Raw genomic sequence first — 23,136 nt, 5'->3', positions numbered from 1 at the left:
TAAGAGCGTCGGCAGCGTGAGATGTGTAGCAGGAGGGTGCCCAGTGGCCATCCCTGCAGGGCGCTGGTCAGACGCCGATCGGTGGGCTCGACGACCTCGGCGACCGAAGCGCGCGGCGTACGGATGGCGATCGTGCGGTGCAGGCCATCGCCTTCCACGCGCAGCGGCAGCATCCCGGCAATCCCCTCCTGCAGCAGCAGCCCGTCCACAGGCACGGCCAGTGCCGCTTCCAGCACCGCATGTGCGGTGCCGATGCTGGGGTGGCCAGCGAACGGGACTTCCTTCTGCGGGCTGAACATCCGCAGCCGATAACTGCTCGCTGCATCCTGCGGTGGGAACACGAAGGTGGTCTCCGGCAGCCGGGTCCAGCGGGCGATGGCCTGCATGCTGGCGTCGTCCAGGCCCTGCGCATCCAGCACCACGGCAAGCGGATTGCCGGCACCCGGCGAAGGCGAAAATACGTCCAGCTGCAGGAAACGGCGGGTGGTCATCGGCGGGCTCCGTAACGGGGTCGCGCAGCTTACCAGTGCACCGTGCCGTCGATGACCGGCTGCACCTGCCCGCCGATCCAGGCCACCCCGGCGTCGTCCACGTACAGGTGCACGCGGCCGTCGCGGCCGACCTCGCGGCCCTGGCTGGCGATGTAGCGGCCATCGCGGCCGGGCAGATGGCGGCGTTGGGCCAGTACGCTGGCAATCAGTGCATTGGCGCTGCCGGTCACCGGGTCTTCGGGCACGTTCACCGCATCGCCAGGACAGAACGCGCGCACCACCAGGTCGTGGCCGTCAGCGTGCTCCGGCGCGTATATCGCCACGCCCGTGGCCTCGGTGGCGTTGGTCCAGTCGCGCAGCTCGCCCATGTCCGGCCGCAGGCCACGCACGGCAGCGGCATCGCGCGCAGCCAGCAGCCACCAGCGCGGACCGTTGTCCCACAGTTCCCCGGTCTGCGCCGGTCCGCCCAGGGCGTGCAGGCTGGCCGGCAGCTCACCGGGGTCCACCACGTAGCGGCGGGCGGTGGGGCTGGCCAGGTGGATGGTCGGCGCCGTGTGCGGCCCCTCCACCCGCACCGGCAGCAGGCCGGCCGCGCACTGCTGCAGCAGCGCGCCATTGCGCGGAATCGCCAGGCCGCCGGTCACCGCCGCCCAGGCCGCACCCACGCTGGGATGGCCGGCGAAGGGCAGCTCGCTGGCGGGGGTGAAGATGCGGATGTGGTAATCCGCACCCGGCGCGGTGGGGGCCACGAAGAACACCGTCTCGGACAGGTTCAGCCACGCGGCCAGGGCCTGCATGGCCCCGGCGGACAGGTTGTCGGCGTCGAACACCACCCCGAGCGGGTTGCCGGTGCCGGGGCGGGGGGCGAAGACATCAAGCTGAAGGTAGCGGTGAGCGGTCATGGGCGGCGTCTTGGGCTTAGAATCGGGGGTTCCGCTCCTTGCGGGCGGCCTCCCCACCATAACCAGAATACTTACATGCCAGTTTCTTCCCCTGTCGATCGCTGGATCGTCCTCAAGTTCGGCGGCACTTCGGTGTCGCGTCGCCATCGCTGGGACACGATCGGGAAACTGGCGAAAAAACGTGCGGAAGAGACCGGCTCGCGCGTGCTGGTGGTGGTCTCGGCGCTGTCCGGGGTCACCAACGAACTGACCGCCATCGCCGATGGCGCGGCCGACAGCCGTGAGCGCGTGGCCGCGCTGGTCGAACGCCACCAGGCCTTCCTGGACGAACTGGAGCTGCCGCGCGCGGTGCTGGCCGAGCGCCTGGCGGCGCTGCAGGCGCTGCTCGACGATGCGCGCTGCGCTGCACGCACGCTGGACTGGCAGGCCGAAGTGCTGGGCCAGGGCGAACTGCTGTCGTCCAGCATCGGTGCCGCCTACCTGCACCAGAACGGCCTGGACATGGGCTGGATGGATGCGCGGCAGTGGCTGGATGCGCTGCCGCCGCTGCCCAACCAGAGCCCGTGGTCGCAGCGTCTTTCGGTGAACTGCCAGTGGAAATCCGATGACGCGTGGGCGCAGCGCTTCCGTGCGCAGCCGACCCGCCTGCTGATCACCCAGGGCTTCATCGCGCGCCACGCCGACGGCGGCACCGCGATCCTCGGCCGGGGCGGTTCGGATACCTCGGCGGCGTACTTCGGCGCGCTGCTCGGCGCCAGCCGCGTGGAGATCTGGACCGACGTCCCCGGCATGTTCAGCGCCAATCCGAAGGATGTGCCCGATGCCCGCCTGCTGACCCGGCTGGACTACTACGAAGCGCAGGAAATCGCCACCACCGGCGCCAAGGTGCTGCATCCGCGCTCGATCAAGCCGTGCCGCGATGCCGGCGTGCCGATGGCCATCCTGGATACCGAGCGCCCCGAACTGCCGGGTACCAGCATCGACGGCAGCGCCGCGCCGGTGCCGGGGGTGAAGGCGATCAGCCGCCGCAACGGCATCGTGCTGGTGTCGATGGAAGGCATCGGCATGTGGCAGCAGGTCGGCTTCCTGGCCGATGTGTTCGGCCTGTTCAAGAAGCATGGGCTCTCGGTGGACCTGATCGGTTCGGCCGAAACCAACGTGACCGTGTCGCTGGATCCGTCCGAGAACCTGGTCAACACCGATGTGTTGTCAGCGCTGTCGGCCGACCTGTCGCAGATCTGCAAGGTCAAGATCATCGTGCCCTGCGCGGCGATCACCCTGGTCGGCCGCGGCATGCGCTCGCTGCTGCACAAGCTGTCTGATGTGTGGGCGACGTTCGGCCGCGAGCGCGTGCACATGATTTCGCAGTCGTCCAACGACCTCAACCTGACCTTCGTCATCGATGAGGCCGACGCTGACGGGCTGCTGCCGATCCTGCACGCCGAGCTGATCGACAGCGGTGCGATGCCGGTGGAAGAAACCGCGGTGTTCGGTCCGCGCTGGCGCGAGATCGCCGGCACCGTGCGCCCGCGCGGCACGCCGTGGTGGCGGGGCCAGCGTGCGCACCTGCTGCAGTTGGCCGAAGCCGGCACACCGCGCTATGTCTACCATCTGCCCACGGTGCGCGCCCGTGCCCGCGCACTGGCCGCGATCACCCCGATCGACCAGCGTTATTACGCGATCAAGGCCAACAGCCATCCTGCCATCCTGGAAACGCTGGAAGCGGAGGGCTTCGGCCTGGAGTGCGTATCCCACGGTGAGCTGAAGCACGTGTTCAACGTGCTGCCCGGACTGTCGCCCCGGCGCGTGCTGTTCACCCCCAGCTTCTGCCCGCGCGAGGAATTCGAAGCGGCGTTCGCGCTCGGCGTTACCGTCACCGTGGACAACGTGGAAGCCCTGCAGCGCTGGCCGGACCTGTTCCGCAACCGTGAACTGTGGCTGCGCTTGGACCTGGGTCGTGGCGAAGGCCACCACGCCAAGGTGCGCACTGGCGGCAAGGAATCCAAGTTCGGCCTGCCGATGGCACGCGTGGATGAGTTCGTGCGCGTGGCCACCGAGCTGGGCACCACCATCGTCGGCCTGCACGCTCACCTGGGCAGCGGCGTGGAAACGGCGCAGCACTGGCGCCTGATGTGCGATGAACTGGCCGGTTTCGCCCGCCGCATCGGCACCGTGCAGACCATCGACATCGGCGGCGGCATGCCGATTCCGTACAGCGAGGAAGACGAGCCGTTCGACCTGGAGGCCTGGGCCGAAGGCCTGGCCGAGGTCAAGGCGGTGCATCCAGCCTTCCGCCTGGCGATCGAACCGGGCCGTTATCTTGTGGCCGAATCGGGCGTGCTGCTGACCCGCTGCACCCAGGTGGTGGAGAAGGAAGGCGTGCGCCGCGTCGGCCTGGATGCCGGCATGAACACGCTGATCCGTCCGGCGCTGTACGACGCCTGGCATGACATCGAAAACCTGAGCCGGCAGGGCGGCTACGCCGAAGCCGCGTTCGACGTGGTCGGGCCGATCTGCGAGTCCAGCGATGTGTTCGGCAAGCGCCGCAAGCTGCCGGCGACCACCGCACCGGATGATGTGATGGTGGTGGCCGACGCCGGTGCCTACGGCTACGTGATGGCCAGTACCTACAACCAGCGTGCGATGCCGCGCGAGGACATCCTGGAATGAGGACCGCTTTCTCCGCGCTGGCGCACAGCGCCGTGCATCACCCGCCTGCCAACACCGCCTGCGTGCCTGCACGCAAACGTGCCTGATCCGGATACCCCATGACTGCTTTCGATAAACACCAGGTTGCCTGCTTCCGCTTCGTGCGCTGCGATTTCGCAGCCGACACCGGCGTGGCGCGCCTGGTCTACGCCTTCGACCACGGCCCGGAGATGGTGGAAACCATCACCGTGCCAGGCGCCCCGTTCAATCTGTCGCCGGAACGCGCCGCGGCCGTGCAACGCGCGCTGCAGCTGCTGCACCTGATCGCCGGCGTGAGTTACTACAAGGCGGGCGTGCCGGACACGGTGGCCATCGAGGGCTACGCGATCGACGCGGAAACCGCAGCGCTGGTGGAAAGCATCTACCTGCACGGACTCGGCGAGTTCGCCTACCGCAACGGCCTGAACCTGCGCGGGCGCTTCCGCCTGCCGGTGGCCGGCGAGGTCTCGCCGGCGCCGACGCTGGGCCTGCAGTCCCATGCGCTGGTGGCTATCGGCGGCGGCAAGGATTCGCTGGTCAGCATCGAAGCGCTGCGCCGTGCCGGCGTGGACGAGACGGTCACCTGGATCGGCGGCTCGCAGTTGATCCGCGCCTGCGCCGAGCGTACCGGCCTGCCGACCCTCAACCTCGGCCGCGCGCTGGCACCGGAACTGTTCGAGCTCAACCGCCAGGGTGCCTGGAACGGGCACATCCCGGTGACCGCGGTGAACTCGGCCATCATGGTGCTGGCCGCGTTGCTGCAGGGCGTGGACCAGGTGGTGTTTTCCAATGAACGTTCGGCCAGCTACGGCAGCCAGATCCCCGGCACCGGCGAGGTCAACCATCAGTGGTCCAAGGGCTGGGCCTTTGAACAGGCCTTTGGCCGCCACGTGCAGCGCTACGTCGCCGCCGACCTGCAGTATTACTCGCTGCTGCGGCCGATGTCCGAGCTGGCCGTGGCGCGGCAGTTCGCCAAGACCGATTTCTACGACGCGCATTTCTCCAGCTGCAACCGCAACTTCCACATCCTTGGCGAGCGCCCGGTCAACCGCTGGTGTGGCGTATGCCCGAAGTGCCACTTCGTGTTCCTGGCGCTCGCACCATTCATGTCCAAGGCGCGGCTGGTGCGCATCTTTGGACGCAACCTGCTGGATGACCTGGACCAGGCCGGTGGCTTCGATGCCCTGCTGGAATTCCAGGACCACAAGCCGTTTGAATGCGTGGGCGAGGGCAAGGAGTCGCGCGCGGCAATGGCCACCCTGGCCAGCCGTCCGGACTGGAAGGAAGACGCGCTGGTGAAGCGCTTCTGCAACGAGATCCTGCCGCAGCTGGATCTGGCCGAGCTGGCGCTGGAGCCGATGCTGGAGCTGCAGGGCGAGCATCGCATCCCGGCCGCGTTGTGGGAGCGGGTGCGTGAAGATTTCGCAGCTTGAGGGACGGCGGGTCGCCTTGTGGGGCTGGGGCCGTGAGGGACGTGCGGCGCATGCCGTACTGCGCGCGCGATTGCCGGCGCTGCCGCTGACCCTGTTCTGCCCGGCCGCCGAAGTGGATGCGGCGCGGGCAGAGGTCGGCGGAACGCTGGATGTCCGAGGGGAGCCCAGCGCGGCGCTGCTGGCCGGCTTCGAGGTGGTGATCAAATCGCCCGGCATCAGCCCGTACCTGCCGGTGGCACAGGCCGCACTGGCGCAGGGCACGCAGTTCATCGGCGGCACCGCGCTGTGGTTCGCCGAACATGCGGCGGACGATGGCACGGTGGGCAACGCGATCTGCGTCACCGGCACCAAGGGCAAGAGCACGACAACTTCGCTGCTGGCGCACCTGTTGCGCGCTGCGGGGCATCGCACCGGGCTGGTGGGCAACATCGGGCTGCCGCTGCTGGAGGTGCTGGATCCGCAGCCGGCACCGGATTACTGGGCAGTGGAACTGTCCAGTTACCAGACTCGCGAGGTCGCCCGCAGCGGGGCGCACCCGCAGGTCGCGGTGGTGCTGAACCTGTTCCCGGAGCATCTGGACTGGCATGGCAGCGAACAGCGTTACCTCCAGGACAAGCTGGCGCTGGTCACCGAAGGCGCGCCGCGCATCGCGGTGCTCAACGCGGCTGATCCGCATCTTGCTGCACTGTCCCTGCCGGACAGCGAGGTGATCTGGTTCAACCAGCCGAGCGGCTGGCACATGCGCGGCGATATCGTGCACCGCGGCGGACAGCCGGTGTTCGACAGCAGCGATACGCCGCTGCCGGGGCGGCACAACCGCGGCAACCTGTGCGCGGTGCTGGCGGCGATCGAGGCGCTGGGGCTGGACGCGGTGGCGCTGGCGCCGGCGGTGCAGTCGTTCCGGCCGTTGCCCAACCGGCTGCAGCGCATCGGTGCGCGCGAGGGCGTGGTCTACGTCAACGATTCGATCAGCACCACCCCGCACGCCAGCCTGGCCGCGCTGGACTGTTTTGCCGGGCAACGCATCGCGCTGCTGGTGGGCGGGCACGATCGCGGGTTGGACTGGAGTGACTTCGTCCAGCACATGGCACACGACCAACCGCCGCTGGAGATCATCACCATGGGCGCCAACGGGCCGCGCATCAACGCGTTGCTGCAGCCGCTGGCCGATGCCGGCCGCTTCGGCCTGCACGCCGCCGCAGACCTTGCCGAGGCGATGACGCTGGCACGCGCTGCACTCGGCGATGCGAGCGGGGTGGTGCTGCTGTCACCCGGCGCACCCAGCTATGGCGTGTACCGCGATTACGTCGCCCGTGGCCGTCACTTCGCCGAGCTCGCCGGTTTCGACCCGGACCTGATCAGCGCCATTCCCGGCATCGGCCTGTAAAAAAGGGGACGGAGGGGATTAAGTCGCAATTGGCCGCCTTGTGGCCAATTGCGACTTAATCCCCTCCGTCCCCTTTTTTGAACGTTAGTGGCTGCGGCTGACGGCGTAGCGGGCCAGGCCGCGCAGGGCGGCTACCGCATCGTTGTCGGCCAGGCCGTCCAGTGCCCGCTCGGCGGCTGCGGCGTATTCCTCGGCGCGGTTGCGGCTGTAGGCCAGCCCGCCGGTGGCGTGGATCGCGGCCAGCACCTCGGGCATCGCGCTGGCATCACCGTCCTGCACGATGCTGCGCAGGCGCTGGCGGGTCGCTTCGTCCGAATGGGCCATGGCGTGGATGAGCGGCAGGGTGGCCTTGCCTTCGGCCAGGTCATCGCCGAGGTTCTTGCCCAGTTCTTCGGCGTTGGCCGAGTAATCCAGCACATCATCGGCAATCTGGAACGCGTAGCCCAGCGCCATGCCATAGTCGTACAGCGCCTGCTGGGTGGCCTCGTCCACCCCGCTGGCCAGCGCGCCCAGGCGGGTGCCGGCGGCGAACAGCACCGCGGTCTTGCGCTCGATCACGCGCAGGTAGGCGGCCTCGTCGGTATCGGGGTTATGTACGTGCAGCAGCTGCAGCACTTCACCTTCGGCGATGCGGTTGGTGGTGTCGGCCAGGATCCGCATGACCGGCATGCGGTCCAGTTCCACCATCAGCTGGAAGCTGCGCGAATACAGGAAATCACCCACCAGCACGCTGGGCGCGTTGCCCCACAGCGCGTTGGCGGTGCTGCGACCACGGCGCAGGCTGGATTCGTCAACCACGTCATCGTGCAGCAGCGTGGAGGTGTGGATGAACTCGATGATCGCCGCCAGCTGGTGGTGTTCCGGACCGGCGCCGCCGACCGCGCGGCCGGCCAGCATCACCAGCATCGGGCGCAGGCGCTTGCCGCCGGCGGAAATGATGTGGTCGGCGATCTGGTTGATCAGCACCACGTCCGAAGCAAGCCGGCGCCGGATCAGGGCATCGACGGCGGCCATGTCGTCGGCGGCAAGCGTCTGGATCTGGGGCAGGCCCAGGGCGGCACGGGTGTCTTCGATGATGGTCATGCGGTCTGGCTTCAAGGCTCGCCGCCAATTATAGGCGCTGGCCGTGAATTCGGGCGCATGGCGGCCCGGACACGGCGCTGGTGGCCGCCGGATGGACCGGTGAAGGCACCGGTTGCCGTGAATACGTATGCAGGCAGCACCACGCCACAGGGCCCGAGGCTAAGCTTCCATCGCTGCATTCCGGCCCGTGTTTCCGCAGGGGCCAACAGAGCCCGGAGGGGGGCCTGATGTCCAATACGCCATGGTGGCGCGGCGCCGTCATCTACCAGATCTACCCGCGCAGTTTCCTCGATGCCAATGGCGATGGAGTCGGCGACCTGCCCGGCATCATCGACCGCCTGGACTACATCGCCGCGCTCGGCGTGGACGCAATCTGGATCTCGCCGTTCTTCAGATCGCCGATGGCCGACTTCGGCTATGACATCGCCGATTACCGCGACGTGGATCCGCTGTTCGGCAACCTCGACGATTTCGACCGGCTGCTGGCCAAGGCGCATGCGCTGGGCCTGAAGGTGATGATCGACCAGGTGCTGAGCCATACTTCGATCGAACACGACTGGTTCCGCGAGAGCCGCCAGGACCGCACCAATCCGAAGGCGGACTGGTATGTCTGGGCCGACCCGCGCGAGGACGGCACCGCGCCCAACAACTGGATGTCGCTGTTCGGTGGCGTGGCGTGGCAGTGGGAGCCGCGGCGCGAGCAATACTTCCTGCACAACTTCCTGGCCGACCAGCCGGACCTGAATTTCCATAATCCGGCGGTGCAGAAGGCCACGCTGGACAACGTGCGGTTCTGGCTGGATCGCGGGGTGGATGGATTCCGCCTGGACGCGATCAATTTCTGCTTCCATGACCGGCAGCTGCGTGACAATCCGCCGAAGCCGGCGGACAAGCGCGTCGGACGGGGTTTCAGTCCGGACAATCCGTACGCCTACCAGTACCACTACTTCAACAATACCCAGCCGGAGAACCTGCCGTTCCTGGAAGAACTGCGCGCGTTGCTGGACCAGTATCCGGATGCGGTCAGCCTGGGCGAAATCTCCTCGGAGGATTCACTGGCCACCACCGCCGAATACACCACCGCCAAGCGCCTGCACATGGGATACAGCTTCGAGCTGCTGGTGGATGATTACAGCGCGGCCTATATCCGCGATACGGTATCGCGCCTGGAAACCGCGATGACCGAGGGCTGGCCGTGCTGGGCCATCTCCAACCATGACGTGGAGCGCGCGGTGACCCGCTGGGGCGGGCATCCGGCCGATCCGCGCCTGGCCCGGATGCTGGTGGCGATGCTCTGTTCGCTGCGCGGTTCCATCTGCGTGTACCAGGGCGAGGAGCTCGGCCTGGGCGAGGCCGATGTCCCGTTCGAGGCGCTGCAGGACCCCTACGGCATCACCTTCTGGCCGAACTTCAAGGGCCGCGACGGCTGCCGGACCCCATTGCCGTGGCGCGATGCGCCGTTGGCTGGTTTCACCACAGGCACGCCATGGTTGCCGATCCCGGCCGACCATCAGTCGCGCGCGGTCGCCGTGCAGGAAGCCCAGCCGGATTCGGTGCTGTCTGCTTTCCGTCGCTTCCTGGCCTGGCGACGCACGCAGCCGGTGCTGATGCACGGTGCCATCCAGTTCCTGGACAGTGCCGAGCCGGTGCTGCTGTTCGAACGCACGCTGGGCGAAGAACGGCTGCTGCTGGCCTTCAATCTGTCCTCCCAACCGGTACGCCACCCGCTACCCGCAGGGGCGTGGCGGGCAGTGGAGGTGCCGGGTCCGGATGCGGGCGCGATCGATGGCGTGGACATGGTGCTTCCTGCGCACACGGTGTACTGCGCACGTCGCATCGACTGATCGTTTTTCTCCGTTGGTGGTAGTTGAAGGGGTGCGGCCGAGGAGTCGCGCCCCTTTTTTTGGTCGGGTTCCAAGGCGTGAAGCGAACTGTGCTGGACGACAGCGTCAGACCGGCAAGGCAGATTGCAGGCTCCCGCCCCAGAACGGAACCGACATGAACACCATCCCGCGACAGTCACGGTGATGTGTGCGCTGCCCGGTGCAGCCTGCGACACGACCGCCACGTCTGTAACAAGGATGGCAGGCTGGTAGCTGGCTGCCCTGGCTGCCCTGGCTGAGCGGGCCGGTGAACCGGGCACGACGGGTGCTTGCCACACGCCGAAAAAAATGGCGCCCATGAGGGCGCCATTCTGCTCAGTCCCGCAGAGGCGGGGTCAGAACTTGTAGTTCACGCCCAGCATGTAGGTGCGGCCCCATTCTACGTACTCCAGCGGGCGATCGGTGGTGCCCGCATAGGTGCGGTACGGTTCGTTGGTCAGGTTGGTGCCCTGCAGCAGCAGGGTCAGGCCGGCCATCGCGCTGCTGTCGCTGAAGGTGTAGCTCACCTGCGCGTCGGTTACGTTCTCGCCCACCACGTAACGCAGCGTGCGGTTGCCGTTGAAGTTGCCGATTTCACCGATGAAGTCCGAACGACGGCGCTGGCTCACGCGTGCTTCAAACCCATTGCGTTCGAAGTAGGCGGTGAAGTTGTACACGCGGTCGGACAGGCCGGGCAGGGCGATCGGATCGCTGCCCACGCTGGAGGCGCTTTCCGGATCCAGGATCTCGATGTCGCTGTCGTTGAAGGTCGCGCTGGCCTGCACGCCGAAGCCACGCAGGGCATCGGTGAACATGTCCAGCGGCAGCGAAGCGGTCAGTTCAAGGCCGCGCAGGGTACCGCCCTTGCCGTTCTGCGGCGAAGAGAACGTACCGGTCTGCAGCACCGGTGCCACCATGCCCGGCGGCGGCACGTAGCTGGCCAGCAGATCGGAGAAGTCGTAGTCGTCCACCGACTGGGTGTACACGTAGCTCTTCAGGTCCTTGTAGAACACCGCAGCCGCCACGTAGGCGCGTTCACCGAAGTACTTTTCGTAGGACAGGTCGAGCGCGGTGGCACGCCATGGATCCAGCAGCGGGTTGCCGCCACTGCCGCCGGGGCGGCCGGTGGCGGTGTCCACGCCGAACTCCAGGCCGGCACGCATCTGGTCCACGCGCGGGCGCGCCACCTGCTTGGCCGCGGCGAAGCGCAGGGTCTGCTGGTGCGGGAACATGAAGGCCAGGTTCAAGCTCGGCAGCCAGTCGTTGTAGGTCTTGCCGGCGTCGATCGGCAGCACGTTCTGGCCGGCCGGACGCGAGCGATCGAAGTAGTTGGACTGCGAACTCTGGTCGGCGTGCTGCATCTGCACGCCGATGTTGCCGCGTACGCCGACCACGCCGATATCGGTGTTGATGTTGGCGCGCAGCCAGGCGGTGGTGATCTTTTCCTGCACCGTCCACGACTTGGGAATCAGGTAGTCGAGATCGGTGACCGGGTTGAACTCCATGTAGCGCTCGACCGCGGCCGGCACGTTCCAGGCCGGGATGTAGCCGATGCCGGCGAAGCCCAGGTTGACCCGGTCACGCTGCAGGTCCGCGGCAATATTCGCATCGCCCTGTGCACCGAGCAGGATGTTGCCCTCGGCCTGGGTCTTGTCCTTCTGGCGGTCGGCGTAGTTGACGCCGATGTCGAAGTCGGCGAACACCGGGGAAAGGCCTTCCGGCGCCGGCAGGGTGAGTGCCACGCGCGCGCCCTTCAGGCGGTCTTCCACCGTGGGCACCTTGCCGTAGCCGGAGCCGTAGATGGTGTTGGTCAGGAACAGCGCATCGGGATTGGAGTAGTCCAGCCCCGGGGTGATCTGCGAGAAACCGTTAGGGTTGACCACCAGACCAATGGTATCCAGCTGCGGCATCGGGGTCAGCTGCAGGTTGTTTTCCAGGTTCAGCTCATCGCGGGTGGCCTTGGAGTAGTTCACGTCGGCCACCAGCTTGACGCCGTTGCCGAAGGTGAACTCGTTGTTCCAGCCGAACGCATCGATCTTGTCTTCGCGCTTGTTGTACATGCCACGCACCAGCGGGTAGACACCGCTGGCGGTGCCGCCGGCGAAGGTGCCATCGGCATTCACCTGCGGATTGCTGATCAGCAGGCCCGGCGTGTAGCCACCGTTGAAGTTGCTGAGGTTGACCTCGAACTGGTTGGCGGTGTCGATCTGTTCGGCTTCGGTGTGGAAGGCATCCAGCGTGCTGGTCCAGCTGTTGGACGGCCGGAACTGCACGGTGGCCATCACGCCGTCGCGCTTGTTGTTGCCGGTACGGCGCAGCGCCTTGATGCCATCGCTGAAGGCAACGCCCGGGGCCAGCCCCGGCCGGTTGCCGTTGTCGGTGTGTTCGGTGGTCCACGGCTCGTACAGACCGACCTGGTTTTCCTGGATCGGGTTGTCGCTGTGCGCGTAACCGATGGCAATGCCCAGCGTCTTGTCCAGGAACTGGTCGATGTAGCTGGCGCTGAAGCGGTTGCCGAACTCGTCCACGCCAGCGGCTTCGCCCAGCGAGCTCTTCTGGTAGCGCCCGCTGACCGCGATCACGCGGTCCGGGAAGCTCAGCGGACGGGCGGTCTGCATGTCGATGGTGCCCGACAGACCCTGGCCGACCAGCGCCGCATCGGGGGTCTTGTACACGGTTACGCCGTTGACCAGTTCGGACGGGTACTGGTCGAACTCGACGCTTCGGTTGTCACCGGTGCTGACCACTTCGCGGCCATTGAGCAGGGTGGTGGCGAAGTCCGGCGACAGGCCACGCACGCTGATCACCTGGGCGCGGCCGGCCACGCGCTGGGCGGCCAGGCCGGGCAGGCGCGCAAGTGATTCAGCGATGCTGACATCGGGCAGCTTGCCGATGTCTTCGGCGGAAATGACTTCCACCACCGAGGTGGCGTCCTGCTTCACCGCGATGGCGTTCTCGATGCCGCGGCGGATGCCGGTGACCTGCACCGCATCCAGGTTGGTCGCCGCAGAACCGGTCTGGCCGGTGGCGGTGGTGGACGTGGTGGACTGCGCGAATGCGAGTACCGGTGACAGTGCGACGGCCAGCGCCAATGGCAGCGCGTTGCGCTTGTGGTTCGACATTTTCCCCTCCCAGGCAATGTTGCCGAATCTAGTTGTGGTCCGCGCCGGCACTGCCGATACGGGTCGCGGCACGGTGGCCGCTGACTGCGACGCTATGGTATGCAGCGCGCCGCGCGCTGGAATCAGCCTGCATACGTATTCAATGCAACGACGTGCGGTGTAAGCGATTACAAAAAGGGGACGGAGGGAATTAATTTGAATTAATTCCCTCCGTCCCCTTTTTGAAGCGGATCGCCTGGCCGCCGCCGGGCCCCAGCACCAGGGTCAGCTGGTCGGCGCTGGTCACTTCGCGCGTTTCGCGCACGAACGCGAACGGGTTGCTGCGGAAATCCGCGCCGTCGCCGTCGCGGTAGATCTCCGCGCGGTAGCGCACGCCCGGTTCCAGGAAGCCCAGTGATATCGGCAGCACGCGGCCGTGTTCGTCGGTGATGCTGCCCAGGAACCAGTCGCTGCTGTTGCGATCGCGGCGGACGATGGTGACGAAGTCGCCGACCTCGCCGTCCAGCACGCGGGTCTGTTCCCAGTCCACCGCCACGTCCTTGATGAACTGGAACGCGTCCAGGTGCTGCTGATAATGCCCGGGCAGGTCGGCGGCCATCTGGATCGGGCTGTACAGCACCACATACAGCGCCAGCTGGCGGGCCAACGTGCTGGGAATCGCCTGCCCATGGCGGCCCTTCAATGACAGCACGCCGGGGGTGTAATCCATCGGCCCGGACAGCATCCGGGTGAACACCAGGTTGACCTCGTGCTCGGGCGGATTGGGCGGCTGGCCCCACGCGTTGTACTCCATGCCACGTGCGCCTTCGCGCGATATCCAGTTTGGATAGGTGCGGCGCAGGCCGGTGTCCTTGATCGGTTCGTGTGGGTTGACCGCGAGCCTGCGTGCGGCCGCTTCCTGTACCACCTTCAGGTGGTGGCGGGCCATGAACTGGCCGTCATGCCATTCGCGCAGCAGCGGGCCACCGGCCGGGTTGCGTCGGTCCACCTGGCCGTCATCGCAGACGTAGCCGGTCTTGAACGAATCCACGCCCAGGCGCGCATACAGATCGAGCGCCGCGCCCAGCTGGTCCTCGTAATGGTCGATGGCGCAGCCGGTTTCATGGTGACCCACCAGGTGCACGCCCTTCTTCGCACCGTAGGCGGACAGCGCCTCGATATCGAAGTCCGGCGTCGCGCGGGTGAAGTCGAAGTCATACCCGTTGCCCACCCAGTTGCCGTCCCAGCCGGGATTCCAGCCTTCCACCAGCACGCCACGGAAGCCGTTTGCGGCGGCGAAATCAATCACTTTCTTCGTCTTCGCGGTGGTGGCGGCGTGGCGCCGGCCGGTGGCCCAGCTTTCCTCGTCCAGGTGCATCGACCACCACACCCCGAGATACTTCGATGGCTTGACCCAGCTGACATCGCCCAGCGCATTGGGTTCGTTGAGGTTGAGGATCAGGTCCGATTCGACCAGTCCACCCGCGCGGTCGGCGATCTGCAGCGTGCGCCACGGCGTGCTGAAGGGCAGGGCACGGCGCACCTTCCAGCCATCGGCGGACGGCGACAACTGCGCGCGCAGGCGCTGGCCTTCGGTGCGGCGCAGCCACATGGCGGCATAGTCCACCAGCGCGGCTTCGTGGATGGCCACGTGCAGTCCGGCGTCGCTGCGCAGGGTGATCGGCGTATGCGCCAGCGGCACTTCCTGCAGCGGCGTGCGCGCATAGAGGTATTCATAGTGGATCGGCTCGCCGGCCGGGATCCACCAGGCCGTGGACGGCTGGGCGATGGCGAACTCGGTCAGCTCCTCATCGATGATCGCCTCGGCCAGTCCCGGCTGCTGCGGAAACACGTAGCGAAAGCCCACGCCGTCATCGAACACCCGGAACACCACGTCCAGCCGGCGCTTTCCGCCGGTGGTCTGGCGCAGGGACACGGTCAGTTCGTTGTAGTGGTTGCGGGTCAGTCGACGCTCGCCCCACGGCTGCTCCCAGGTTTCATCGAAGGCGCGGGTGCTGCTGCCGGTGATTTCAAAGTCGCGGTCCAGCCGGCCATCACGCAGTTCGAAGCCCAGCTTGGATGCGTCCACTACCGCATCGCCGAGTCGCTGCACCTGGTAGCGGGCCGTCCCGCCGTCCACCTGCAGCGTCACTTTCAGGATCTTCCCCGGCGATTCGACGCTGGCCGAAGGAGTGGTGGCAGCCATCAGGACCGGGCTGGCGAACAGCAGGGCCAGGCCCAGCCACGGCCTGCTGCGCCCACGCAGCAACAACGAAAACAGCGACATTTCCCCTCCCAGGGTGATGCAGGAACTGCGCCGACCATAGCCCAGCCGGTACGGCCGCCTGACCCGACAGGCCATGAATACGTATGCAGGCAGACCGCCCCCGGCGCCTGCCGTCTACCATGTCCGCACGATGCCTTGAGGGAGGCGTTGCGCCCCCGCCGGCCGCTTGGCAGGCAGGGACCTACAACATGCAAAGAGGGAGGGAGGGTGACGGGCGCAAGCCGGTCGTCCGCTTCGATGCTGAAGATGATCTGCCTGACCGTCGCCATCGCGACGACGCTGGGTTCGGCCGCGCATGCCGCCGACCTGGAATTCGCTGGCCGCACGGCGCGCGCCGAATCCGTGGCCGGTGGCGGCTTCGTGCTGCACACGCCGGATCGCCAGGTGCGCATTGCTGCGCAGGCGATGCGCAGCGATACCGCCAGCGCGATGTTCGATGCCCTGTTCGCGCTTGCGCAGCAGGAACTGGACCAGGACCGCGTGGAGGCGATCCGCGATCCCTCCTTCGACGAGGGCCGCCCGGTGCCGTGCGAATGCTTCAAGACCGGCGCCAACTGGCCGTATGTCTGGACGCGCGATGTCAGCTTCGCCGCTGACCTGGCGCTGGCGCGGCTGGATCCGCAGCGCACCCGGCAGTCGCTGCAGTTCAAGTTGTCCGAAGCGCGCGATGGCCATACCTCCGGCCTGTTCGTGGCGCAGGACACCGGCTCCGGCGGCAGCTGGCCGATCAGCAGTGATCGCATCGTGTGGTTCCTGGCCGCGCGCCACCTGTTGGATGACACCGCCTTCGCCGAGCAGGTCTGGCAGGCGCTGCAGGGCACGCTGGCCGAGGACCGGGCGATGGTGTTCGACGCGGCGACCGGCCTGTACCGGGGCGAAACCTCGTTCCTGGATTGGCGTGAGCAGACCTATCCAGACTGGACCGGCGAGGACGTGCGCTTCATCGGCGAGTCCTTCGCGCTGTCCACCAATGTGCTGCACTATCAGGCCCTGCGGCTTGGCGAGCAGTTGGCGGGTCAACGCGGCGATGCCACGCGCGCGGCGCAGTACAAGGCGTGGGCCGATGCGCTGGGCCCGCGGATCGATGCGCGCTTCTGGCGCGAAGATGCCGGCCAGTACATGAGCTACATCGGCGAAGCCGCGCACCCGGTGCCCTACGCCAAGTACGATCTGCTGGCGACCTCGCTGGGTGTGCTGGCCGGCGTGTTGCCGACCGAGCGCGCACGCCGCGCGCTGGCTGCGTATCCGGCGAGTGCGGCAGGCAGCCCGGTGGTGTGGCCGCAGGAAGGCAACCAGCCGGTCTACCACAACCGCGCAATCTGGCCTTTCGTCAGTGCGTATTCGCTGCGCGCCGCGCGCCTGCTGGACGATGCGCCGCGCATCACCGGCGAAGTCCAGTCGCTGATGCGCGGTGCGGCGCTGGCCGGTTCCAACATGGAAAACTACGAGCTGCTGACGCAGAAGATCCATGTCGACGAAGGCGCGCTGAGTGGCCCGGTGGTGAACTCCGAGCGCCAGCTGTGGTCGGTCGCCGGCTATTTGGACATGGTGCTGCAGGGCGTGTTCGGCGTGGAAGCCGATGGCCGGGTGCAGCCGAAACTGCCGGTCGCGCTGGTGCCGCAGCTGTTCGGTACGCGTGATCGCATCAGCCTGCAGATGGACGGCCGGCGCTATGTCCTGCTGAAGCCTGACGTGCTGCAGGGTGAGCTGCTGGTGGCCGGAAAGGTGCAGCGCGACGGTGACACCACGATCGTGCAGTTGGTGCCGGAAAGGGGTCACACCCCGGCCAGCAGCGTATCAGCTCACCCGCCTGCCTCCGCCTACGCACCGGCAACACCCTCGGCACCGGTCGCAACAAAAGAGCGCAATGGCTGGACCATCGCGGTGCCAGCCCGGCATGTGCTGTGGCGTGATGGCGCCGCGGTCGACGTGCATGACGGAGCGGTCCGTATGGCCGACGACGGCCTGCAGCACTGCCTCAGCCTGACCCGCCGCGATGAGGCACTGGAATCGCTGCACAGCCTAACCACCTGCATCGGCCCGCAGCAGCGCCTGCCTGGCGCGCAGCGCTGGTCGTGGACGCAACCCGCGGCCGGTCGCGTGCGCGTGCGCCTGCAGTTCAACAACCCCAACGGACCCATCAATACCGGGGTCACGGCGGCGGTGAAGCAGCTCGTCGCCAGCTGCGCTGCACAGCCCGCGCAGTCGCATACGATGGTGATGCCGCACAGCGTGGCGGTGCAGGAATCCACTGCCGCCGAGTTCGACCTGCCTGCGGGCAGCTGCACGTTCCAGCTGCAGGACGGCTTCAACATGAGCGCGCTGCAGCACTTTTCGCACTACACCGGCGGCAAGGGCGGCCGCGCGGGCCTGCTCAACGAGGCGGACGTCAAGGCGCTGCTGCTGGCACCGATCGCCCCGCTTGCAGGGGATCGCCCATGAGCCGTCCTGCCGTCGCCCGGCCCGACAAACCGCAGCTGTCGTTCTGGCAGATCTGGAACATGTGCTTCGGTTTCCTCGGCATCCAGTTCGGCTTCGCGCTGCAGAACGCCAACGCCAGCCGCATCTTCGAAACGCTCGGCGCGTCGATGGACGCGGTGCCCGGGTTGTGGATCGCCGCGCCGCTGACCGGCCTGCTGGTGCAGCCCATCGTCGGCTATCTGTCCGACCGCACCTGGACGCGCTGGGGCCGCCGCCGCCCGTTCTTCATGATCGGCGCGGTACTGACCACGCTGGCCCTGCTGGTGATGCCGAACTCGCCCACGTTGTGGATCGCGGCGGGCACGCTGTGGGTGCTGGATGCGTCCATCAACGTATCGATGGAGCCGTTCCGTGCCTTCGTCGGTGACCAGCTGGCGCCGCGCCAGCGGCCGACCGGCTTTGCCATGCAGAGCTTCTTCATCGGCGTGGGTGCCATCGTGGCCAGCTTCCTGCCCTTCATCCTGGCCCACTTCGGCGTGGCCAATACCGCAGCGCCGGGCGAAGTGCCGGACACCGTGCGCTATGCGTTCTACTTCGGCGCGGTGGTGCTGCTGGCGGCGATCACCTGGACCGTGCTCAGCACGCGCGAATACTCACCGGCCGAGCTGGCCGGCTTCGCCGATGCGGAGCCGCCACATGTCCACGCGGTGGCCGCGCGCGGCGTTCCACCGTGGGCGCAGATCGTGCTGTGGCTGCTGGTGGGCATCGCCCTGGCGGCACTGATCGCCTGGCAGGACGGGGACAAGATGCTGTACGTGCTGGCCGGCCTGTGCGCGGCCTACGGCATCCTGCTGGGCGTGGCGCGCGTGCTGCCCGGCACGCACATGCTGGCCACCATCGTCGATGACCTGCGCAACATGCCGGGCACCATGCGACGGCTGGCGTGGGTGCAGTTCTTCTCCTGGTTCGCGCTGTTCGCGATGTGGATCTACACCACCGCCGCGGTGGCCGGGACCCACTTTGGTTCCACCGATCCGCAATCGGCCGCCTACAACGAAGGCGCCAACTGGGTCGGCGTGCTGTTCGGTGCGTACAACGGCTTCGCCGCGCTGGCCGCATTGCTGATCCCGCTGATGGTGCGCGCCATCGGGCTGCGCTGGAGCCACCTGGTCAACCTGTGGCTGGGCGGGGCGGGGCTGGTGTCGATGATGTTCATCGACGATCCGCACTGGCTGCTGCTGTCGATGGTGGGCGTGGGCTTTGCCTGGGCCTCCATCCTGTCCCTGCCTTACGCCCTGCTGTCGGACAGCGTGCCGGCGGCGAAGATGGGGGTGTACATGGGCATCTTCAATTTCTTCATCGTGATCCCGCAGCTGGTGGCCGCCAGCGCGCTTGGCTTTGCCCTGCGCGCATGGCTGGGTGGCCAGCCGATGCAGGTGCTGGTGCTGGGCGGCTGCAGCCTGCTCGTGGCCGGCGTGTGCGTGCTGCGTGTTCCGTCCCGTCCGGAGGTGGTGTGATGCGTGTGCGTCTGTCTGTTGCTGTAGGTTTCGCCCTGTTCACTGGCCAGGCGCTCGCCGCCCCGCGCCCGGAGTACGTGGGCACCACCGAACCATTCGCCAGTGACGCGGTGTACTTCGTGGTCACCGACCGCTTCGTCAACGGCGACCCGTCCAACGATCACCGAGATCAGGGCGGAAAGCACCGCACGTTCGACATCCCGGTGCCGTGCCCGGACAAGGTGGACGGCAACATCGGCTACCTCGGCGGTGACTTCAAGGGCGTGCTGGACAACGCGGACTACATCCGCAACCTCGGCTTCGGTGCGGTGTGGATCACCCCCATCATCGACAACCCGGACCAGGCGTTTACCGGCAGCAAGGAAATCAGCTGCACCAGCACCCTCACCGACCGCGGCAAGACCGGTTACCACGGGTACTGGGGCACCAATTTCTACAAGGTGGACGAACACCTGCCCAGCGCCGGCCTGCAGTTCGCCGACTTCACCAAGGGCCTGCATGCAGCCAAGCTGAAAGTAGTGCTGGATATCGTCGGCAACCACGGCTCGCCTTCGTGGACCATGCCGGTGCGCCAGCCGCAATTCGGGCAGATCTTCGACAAGGACGGCAGGCTGATCGCCGACCACGAGAACCTGGCGCCGCAGCAGCTGGATCCAAAGCACAACCCGCTGCACGCCTTCTATAACAGCATCGGCCCGGTGGATTCGTCCACGGGCTCGATTTTCGAAGGCAACCTGGCCGAGCTCGGCGACTTCAACGAACACAACCCGGCGGTGATGGATTACCTGGTCGGTGCCTACCTGCAGTGGACCGCGCAGGGCGTGGACGCGCTGCGGATCGATACCATCGGCTGGCTGCCGCACCCGTGGTGGAACGCGTTCGTGCGCCGCGTGCGTGCCGAGCATCCGGGCATGTTCATGTTCGGCGAAGCGTTCGACTACGACGCGGCGAAGATCGCCGAGCACACCTGGCCGGCGAACGCCAATGTCAGCGTGCTGGATTTCCCCTCGCGCGGGGCAATGGAAGAAACCTTCGGCCTGAAGCAGAAGGGTTTCGAGACGCTGGCCGAGCCGCTGCACCTGCTGGGTGGGCCGTATGCCAACCCGTATGAGCTGATGAGTTTCTACGACAACCATGACATGCCGCGGCTGGATGCCAGCGATGCCGGCTTCATCGATGCGAACAACTGGCTGTTCACCGCGCGCGGCATCCCGGTGCTGTACTACGGATCGGAAACCGGCTTCATGCGCGGCCGCGCCGAGCACGCCGGCAACCGTGCGTACTTCGGCCAGCAGCGTGTGGACGCAGCTCCACGGAGCCCGATCTTCGCCCCGCTGCAGCGCGTGGCGAAACTGCGGAAAGCCACCCCGGCGCTGCAGCGCGGCCTGCAGGTCAACGAGCGCCTGCAAGGTAACGAAGCGGTGTTCTTCCGCGTGCTGCAGCATGGCGGGGTCAGCCAGACCGCGCTGGTGCTGTTGAACAAGGGCGATGCAGCAACGCGCATCGAAGTGCAGCGTTATGTGCAGCCCGGTACTTGGCGCGACGCCCTGGACGGCGGCAGCGTGAAGGTCTCCGGCGCCCTTCAGGCCGACGTCCCCGCGCACGGCATCAGGGTGTTCGTACTGGATGCCCCAGTGCAGCAGGACGCCCTGCGCGCCGAACTCGACCGCGCCATGTCCGACCAGCACGCCCGCACCCGCAGACTCGCCGCCCCCTGACCACCCCGCACCGGCGTCTGTGGGTGCCTACGCTTCGGTAGTGACGGCCGCTGGCCGTCATGCATCTGCTCCTGCCCCGGTGGGTGACGACCGTTGGTCGTCACGCTGTTGTCCTTGAATAAAGAGCGTGACGACCAACGGTCGTCACCCACCACAGCCCGCCAGCGGCCCTCACTACCGCAGGTACAATTGCGCTTCTGCCCGCCGCGCTCCACCCGCCATGACCGACCTCCCGCCCCAGACCCCGATCGAGACCCTGCTGCAGACCGCCATGGCCGGCCAACTGCCGATCAAAGCCTTCATGCAGGCTTTCGTTGCCTCCGAGGTGCTGCTGCTCACCGGCAGCCTGGTCACTCCCGACGGCAGCGGCTTCGATCCGCTGCTGTTCGACAAGCAAGGCGTGCTGCACGTCGCCGTGTTCACCGATCCGGCGCGCGTCGGCTTCCATTCCGAACAGGCCCCGCACCAGATCCGCTGGCTGATGCTGGACGTGCTGCGCCGCGTACCGGGCGGCTACGGCGTGGTGATCAACCCCGGCACCACGCTGGGCTTCGAGATTTCGCCGGCTGGCGTGGGCGAGATCCTGAAAGACTTCGCTTGACGCATGGTGGGTGTCGAGCAAGCTCGACACTACGAGTGCACGGGCGCGTCTGGAGCTTGGGTAGTATCGAGCTTGCTCGATACCAGTGAACGATCGCTAGCGCTGCGATGACTCCCGCAGCACCAGTTTCACCGGAATGCTCATCCCTTCGGCGGTTTCGCCGGCCACCAGCGCCAGCAGTTTCTCCACCAACAGCTGGCCGGCCTGCTTGGTGTCCTGCGCCACGGTGGTCAGCGGCGGCGATACCGAAGCGGCCAGCGGAATATCATCAAACCCGGTGACGCGCACATCCTGCGGCACGCGCAGGCCGCGTTCGCGCAGGGCGCGCAGGGCACCGATGGCGATCAGGTCACTGGCCGCGCAGATGGCATCGAATGGCACGCCGCGTGTCAGCAGCAGCTCGCAGGCGGTCTGCCCGTATTCCTCGGTGGTGATGGCGTCGACCTGCAGCTGCGGATCGGCCGCCAGGCCGCGTGCTTCCAACGCCGCCACGTACCCGCGATAACGCTCCTGGAACTCCGGATAATGGCTGGAGGCATGGCCGAGGAAGGCGATGCGGGTGCAGCCCTGGTCCAGCAGGTGCGCGGTGATGTCGAAGCCGCCCTGGTAGTTGTCGCTGCCGATTGATACGCCGGGCTGGCCGGGCAGGGCGGCGCCCCAGCGCACGAAGTGGGTGCCTTGCTCGACCAGTCGCTGCAGGCGGGTCAGCGATTCGTGGTAGTCGCCATAGCCCAACAGGATGATGCCGTCGGCCTTGTTGCTGTCTTCGTAATCGGTATGCCAATCGGTGGACAGCTGCTGGAACGACACCAGCAGGTCGCGGCCGTGCAGGGCACAGGCGCGGGTGATCGAGCCCAGCATGGCGTGGAAGAACGGATTGATCAGCGAATCGTCCGTGGTGGGGTCTTCGAAGAACAGCAGCGCCAGCGTGCCGGCATTGCGCAGGCGCAGGCTGGAGGCGTTCTTGTCGACCTTGTAGTTCAGCTCGCGGGCGATGGCGATGATGCGCTGGCGGGTCTCGGCATTGACCATGGGGCTGCCACGCAGGGCACGCGACACCGTGGGCTGGGAAACCCCGGCCAGGTGGGCGATGTCCAGGGACGTGGCTTTGCCTTTGATGGTCATGAACGCGGCGCTGGGGTGACGGCCTTCATGATGCCACGGGCTGTCGCAGGTCGCTGGTTTACGCCACGCCGGAAGGCCACCTGCGCCGGGGCACGAGGTGGCGGACGGTGCGGGTCACAGTAGCGGCTGAGCATAACCCCCAATGATCCGGCGGATCCGAAGATCCCCGCGCACCGCCCGCCATGGAACCGACGGGAGGATGCATTCTCTGCCCGGACGCCAAGCATGGGCAAAGCGCGGGGGTGTTGCTCAAGTGGGGACTGTGATCCCCGCGGGCCTCGCTGGACCAGCCCCGTCATCCTGCGCAGGACGGCCCCGAGCGGCTATCGGCAAAGCTGCAATCTGCAGGTGCGCCGCCGAGCACGGCTCGGCGCTACCGACCCCAGCCGCCCGCGCGCCCCTGCCGTCCCCATGATCCTGCCGCCCTCATAAACCGGTAGCGCCGAGCCACGCTCGGCGGGATCCCCCCGCAGGCCAACATCCCCGTCGGCCCCCGGACCGTCTCTTCTCCACATCTGAC

Annotated in this window: 14 protein-coding genes; 8 read left to right on the top strand and 6 right to left on the bottom strand. The window is 67.1% G+C overall.

The annotated features are described in order from the left end of the window. Positions 1 to 491, bottom strand: a 491-nt coding sequence (locus tag CXG43_RS00605; RefSeq protein ID WP_157825276.1) for a PhzF family phenazine biosynthesis isomerase, incomplete at its 3' end; no start/stop codon positions are given. Positions 492 to 520: 29 nt separating this feature from the next. Further along, positions 521 to 1,393 carry a PhzF family phenazine biosynthesis protein gene (locus CXG43_RS00600; protein ID WP_101098265.1) on the bottom strand — a complete coding sequence of 291 codons (873 nt, stop codon included), beginning with the start codon at positions 1,391 to 1,393 and terminating at the stop codon, positions 521 to 523. A gap of 75 nt (positions 1,394 to 1,468) precedes the next feature. On the opposite strand from CXG43_RS00600, the gene CXG43_RS00595 reads away from it, so the two are divergent. The 3 genes from CXG43_RS00595 (at position 1,469) to murD (ending at position 6,901) form a co-directional block, all read left to right on the top strand. Beyond that, positions 1,469 to 4,063, top strand: coding sequence for a bifunctional aspartate kinase/diaminopimelate decarboxylase (locus tag CXG43_RS00595; protein ID WP_101098264.1), 2,595 nt, complete (start codon positions 1,469 to 1,471; stop codon positions 4,061 to 4,063). Positions 4,064 to 4,161: 98 nt separating this feature from the next. Next, entirely contained in the window at positions 4,162 to 5,514 is a 1,353-nt protein-coding gene (gene murL / locus CXG43_RS00590) for a UDP-N-acetyl-alpha-D-muramoyl-L-alanyl-L-glutamate epimerase (protein WP_101098263.1), read from the top strand. Beyond that, entirely contained in the window at positions 5,495 to 6,901 is a 1,407-nt protein-coding gene (gene murD, locus CXG43_RS00585; RefSeq protein ID WP_101098262.1) for a UDP-N-acetylmuramoyl-L-alanine--D-glutamate ligase, read from the top strand. The genes murL and murD overlap by 20 nt, the downstream gene beginning before the upstream one ends. A gap of 84 nt (positions 6,902 to 6,985) precedes the next feature. Here murD and CXG43_RS00580 read toward each other — a convergent pair whose 3' ends face one another. Beyond that, positions 6,986 to 7,984, bottom strand: a complete 999-nt coding sequence (locus CXG43_RS00580; RefSeq protein WP_042612709.1) for a polyprenyl synthetase family protein — start codon at positions 7,982 to 7,984, stop codon at positions 6,986 to 6,988. A gap of 227 nt (positions 7,985 to 8,211) precedes the next feature. On the opposite strand from CXG43_RS00580, the gene CXG43_RS00575 reads away from it, so the two are divergent. Further along, complete coding sequence (locus tag CXG43_RS00575) at positions 8,212 to 9,828, top strand: alpha-glucosidase family protein (RefSeq protein WP_101098261.1); 1,617 nt, start codon at positions 8,212 to 8,214, stop codon at positions 9,826 to 9,828. Positions 9,829 to 10,202: 374 nt separating this feature from the next. Here the strand turns inward: CXG43_RS00575 and CXG43_RS00570 are convergent, their stop codons facing one another. Together CXG43_RS00570 and CXG43_RS00565 are read right to left on the bottom strand one after the other, a co-directional pair. Further along, positions 10,203 to 12,968, bottom strand: a complete 2,766-nt coding sequence (locus CXG43_RS00570) for a TonB-dependent receptor (protein WP_101098260.1) — start codon at positions 12,966 to 12,968, stop codon at positions 10,203 to 10,205. Between the two features lie 190 nt (positions 12,969 to 13,158). Next, positions 13,159 to 15,153, bottom strand: a complete 1,995-nt coding sequence (locus CXG43_RS00565) for a glycoside hydrolase family 97 protein (protein ID WP_232767504.1) — start codon at positions 15,151 to 15,153, stop codon at positions 13,159 to 13,161. Between the two features lie 318 nt (positions 15,154 to 15,471). Between CXG43_RS00565 and CXG43_RS00560 the strand changes: the two genes are divergently transcribed. The 4 genes from CXG43_RS00560 to CXG43_RS00545 all read left to right on the top strand — a co-directional run bounded on the left by CXG43_RS00560 (position 15,472) and on the right by CXG43_RS00545 (position 21,491). Beyond that, on the top strand, positions 15,472 to 17,676 hold the full coding sequence (locus CXG43_RS00560) for a Six-hairpin glycosidase-like protein (protein ID WP_101098258.1): 2,205 nt from the start codon (positions 15,472 to 15,474) through the stop codon (positions 17,674 to 17,676). Then, complete coding sequence (locus CXG43_RS00555; RefSeq protein ID WP_101098257.1) at positions 17,673 to 19,172, top strand: MFS transporter; 1,500 nt, start codon at positions 17,673 to 17,675, stop codon at positions 19,170 to 19,172. The genes CXG43_RS00560 and CXG43_RS00555 overlap by 4 nt, the downstream gene beginning before the upstream one ends. Further along, a complete protein-coding gene (locus CXG43_RS00550) occupies positions 19,172 to 20,890 on the top strand; it encodes an alpha-amylase family glycosyl hydrolase (protein WP_101098256.1) in 1,719 nt (572 codons plus the stop codon). The genes CXG43_RS00555 and CXG43_RS00550 overlap by 1 nt, the downstream gene beginning before the upstream one ends. Positions 20,891 to 21,110: 220 nt before the next feature. Then, the gene (locus CXG43_RS00545; protein ID WP_101098255.1) at positions 21,111 to 21,491 is read left to right on the top strand and encodes an SseB family protein; all 381 of its coding nucleotides are present in this window, start codon (positions 21,111 to 21,113) and stop codon (positions 21,489 to 21,491) included. A gap of 96 nt (positions 21,492 to 21,587) precedes the next feature. On the opposite strand, the gene CXG43_RS00540 is transcribed toward CXG43_RS00545, so the two are convergent. Beyond that, entirely contained in the window at positions 21,588 to 22,616 is a 1,029-nt protein-coding gene (locus CXG43_RS00540) for a LacI family DNA-binding transcriptional regulator (RefSeq protein WP_101098254.1), read from the bottom strand. Positions 22,617 to 23,136 lie beyond the last annotated feature (520 nt).

Origin of the sequence: Stenotrophomonas sp. Bg11-02, assembly GCF_002836635.1 — a bacterium.
Classification (GTDB): Bacteria; Pseudomonadota; Gammaproteobacteria; order Xanthomonadales; family Xanthomonadaceae; genus Stenotrophomonas; species Stenotrophomonas lacuserhaii.
The sequence above is the reverse complement of the archived record's forward strand: the minus strand, read 5'-3'. Positions and strand labels throughout refer to the sequence as shown.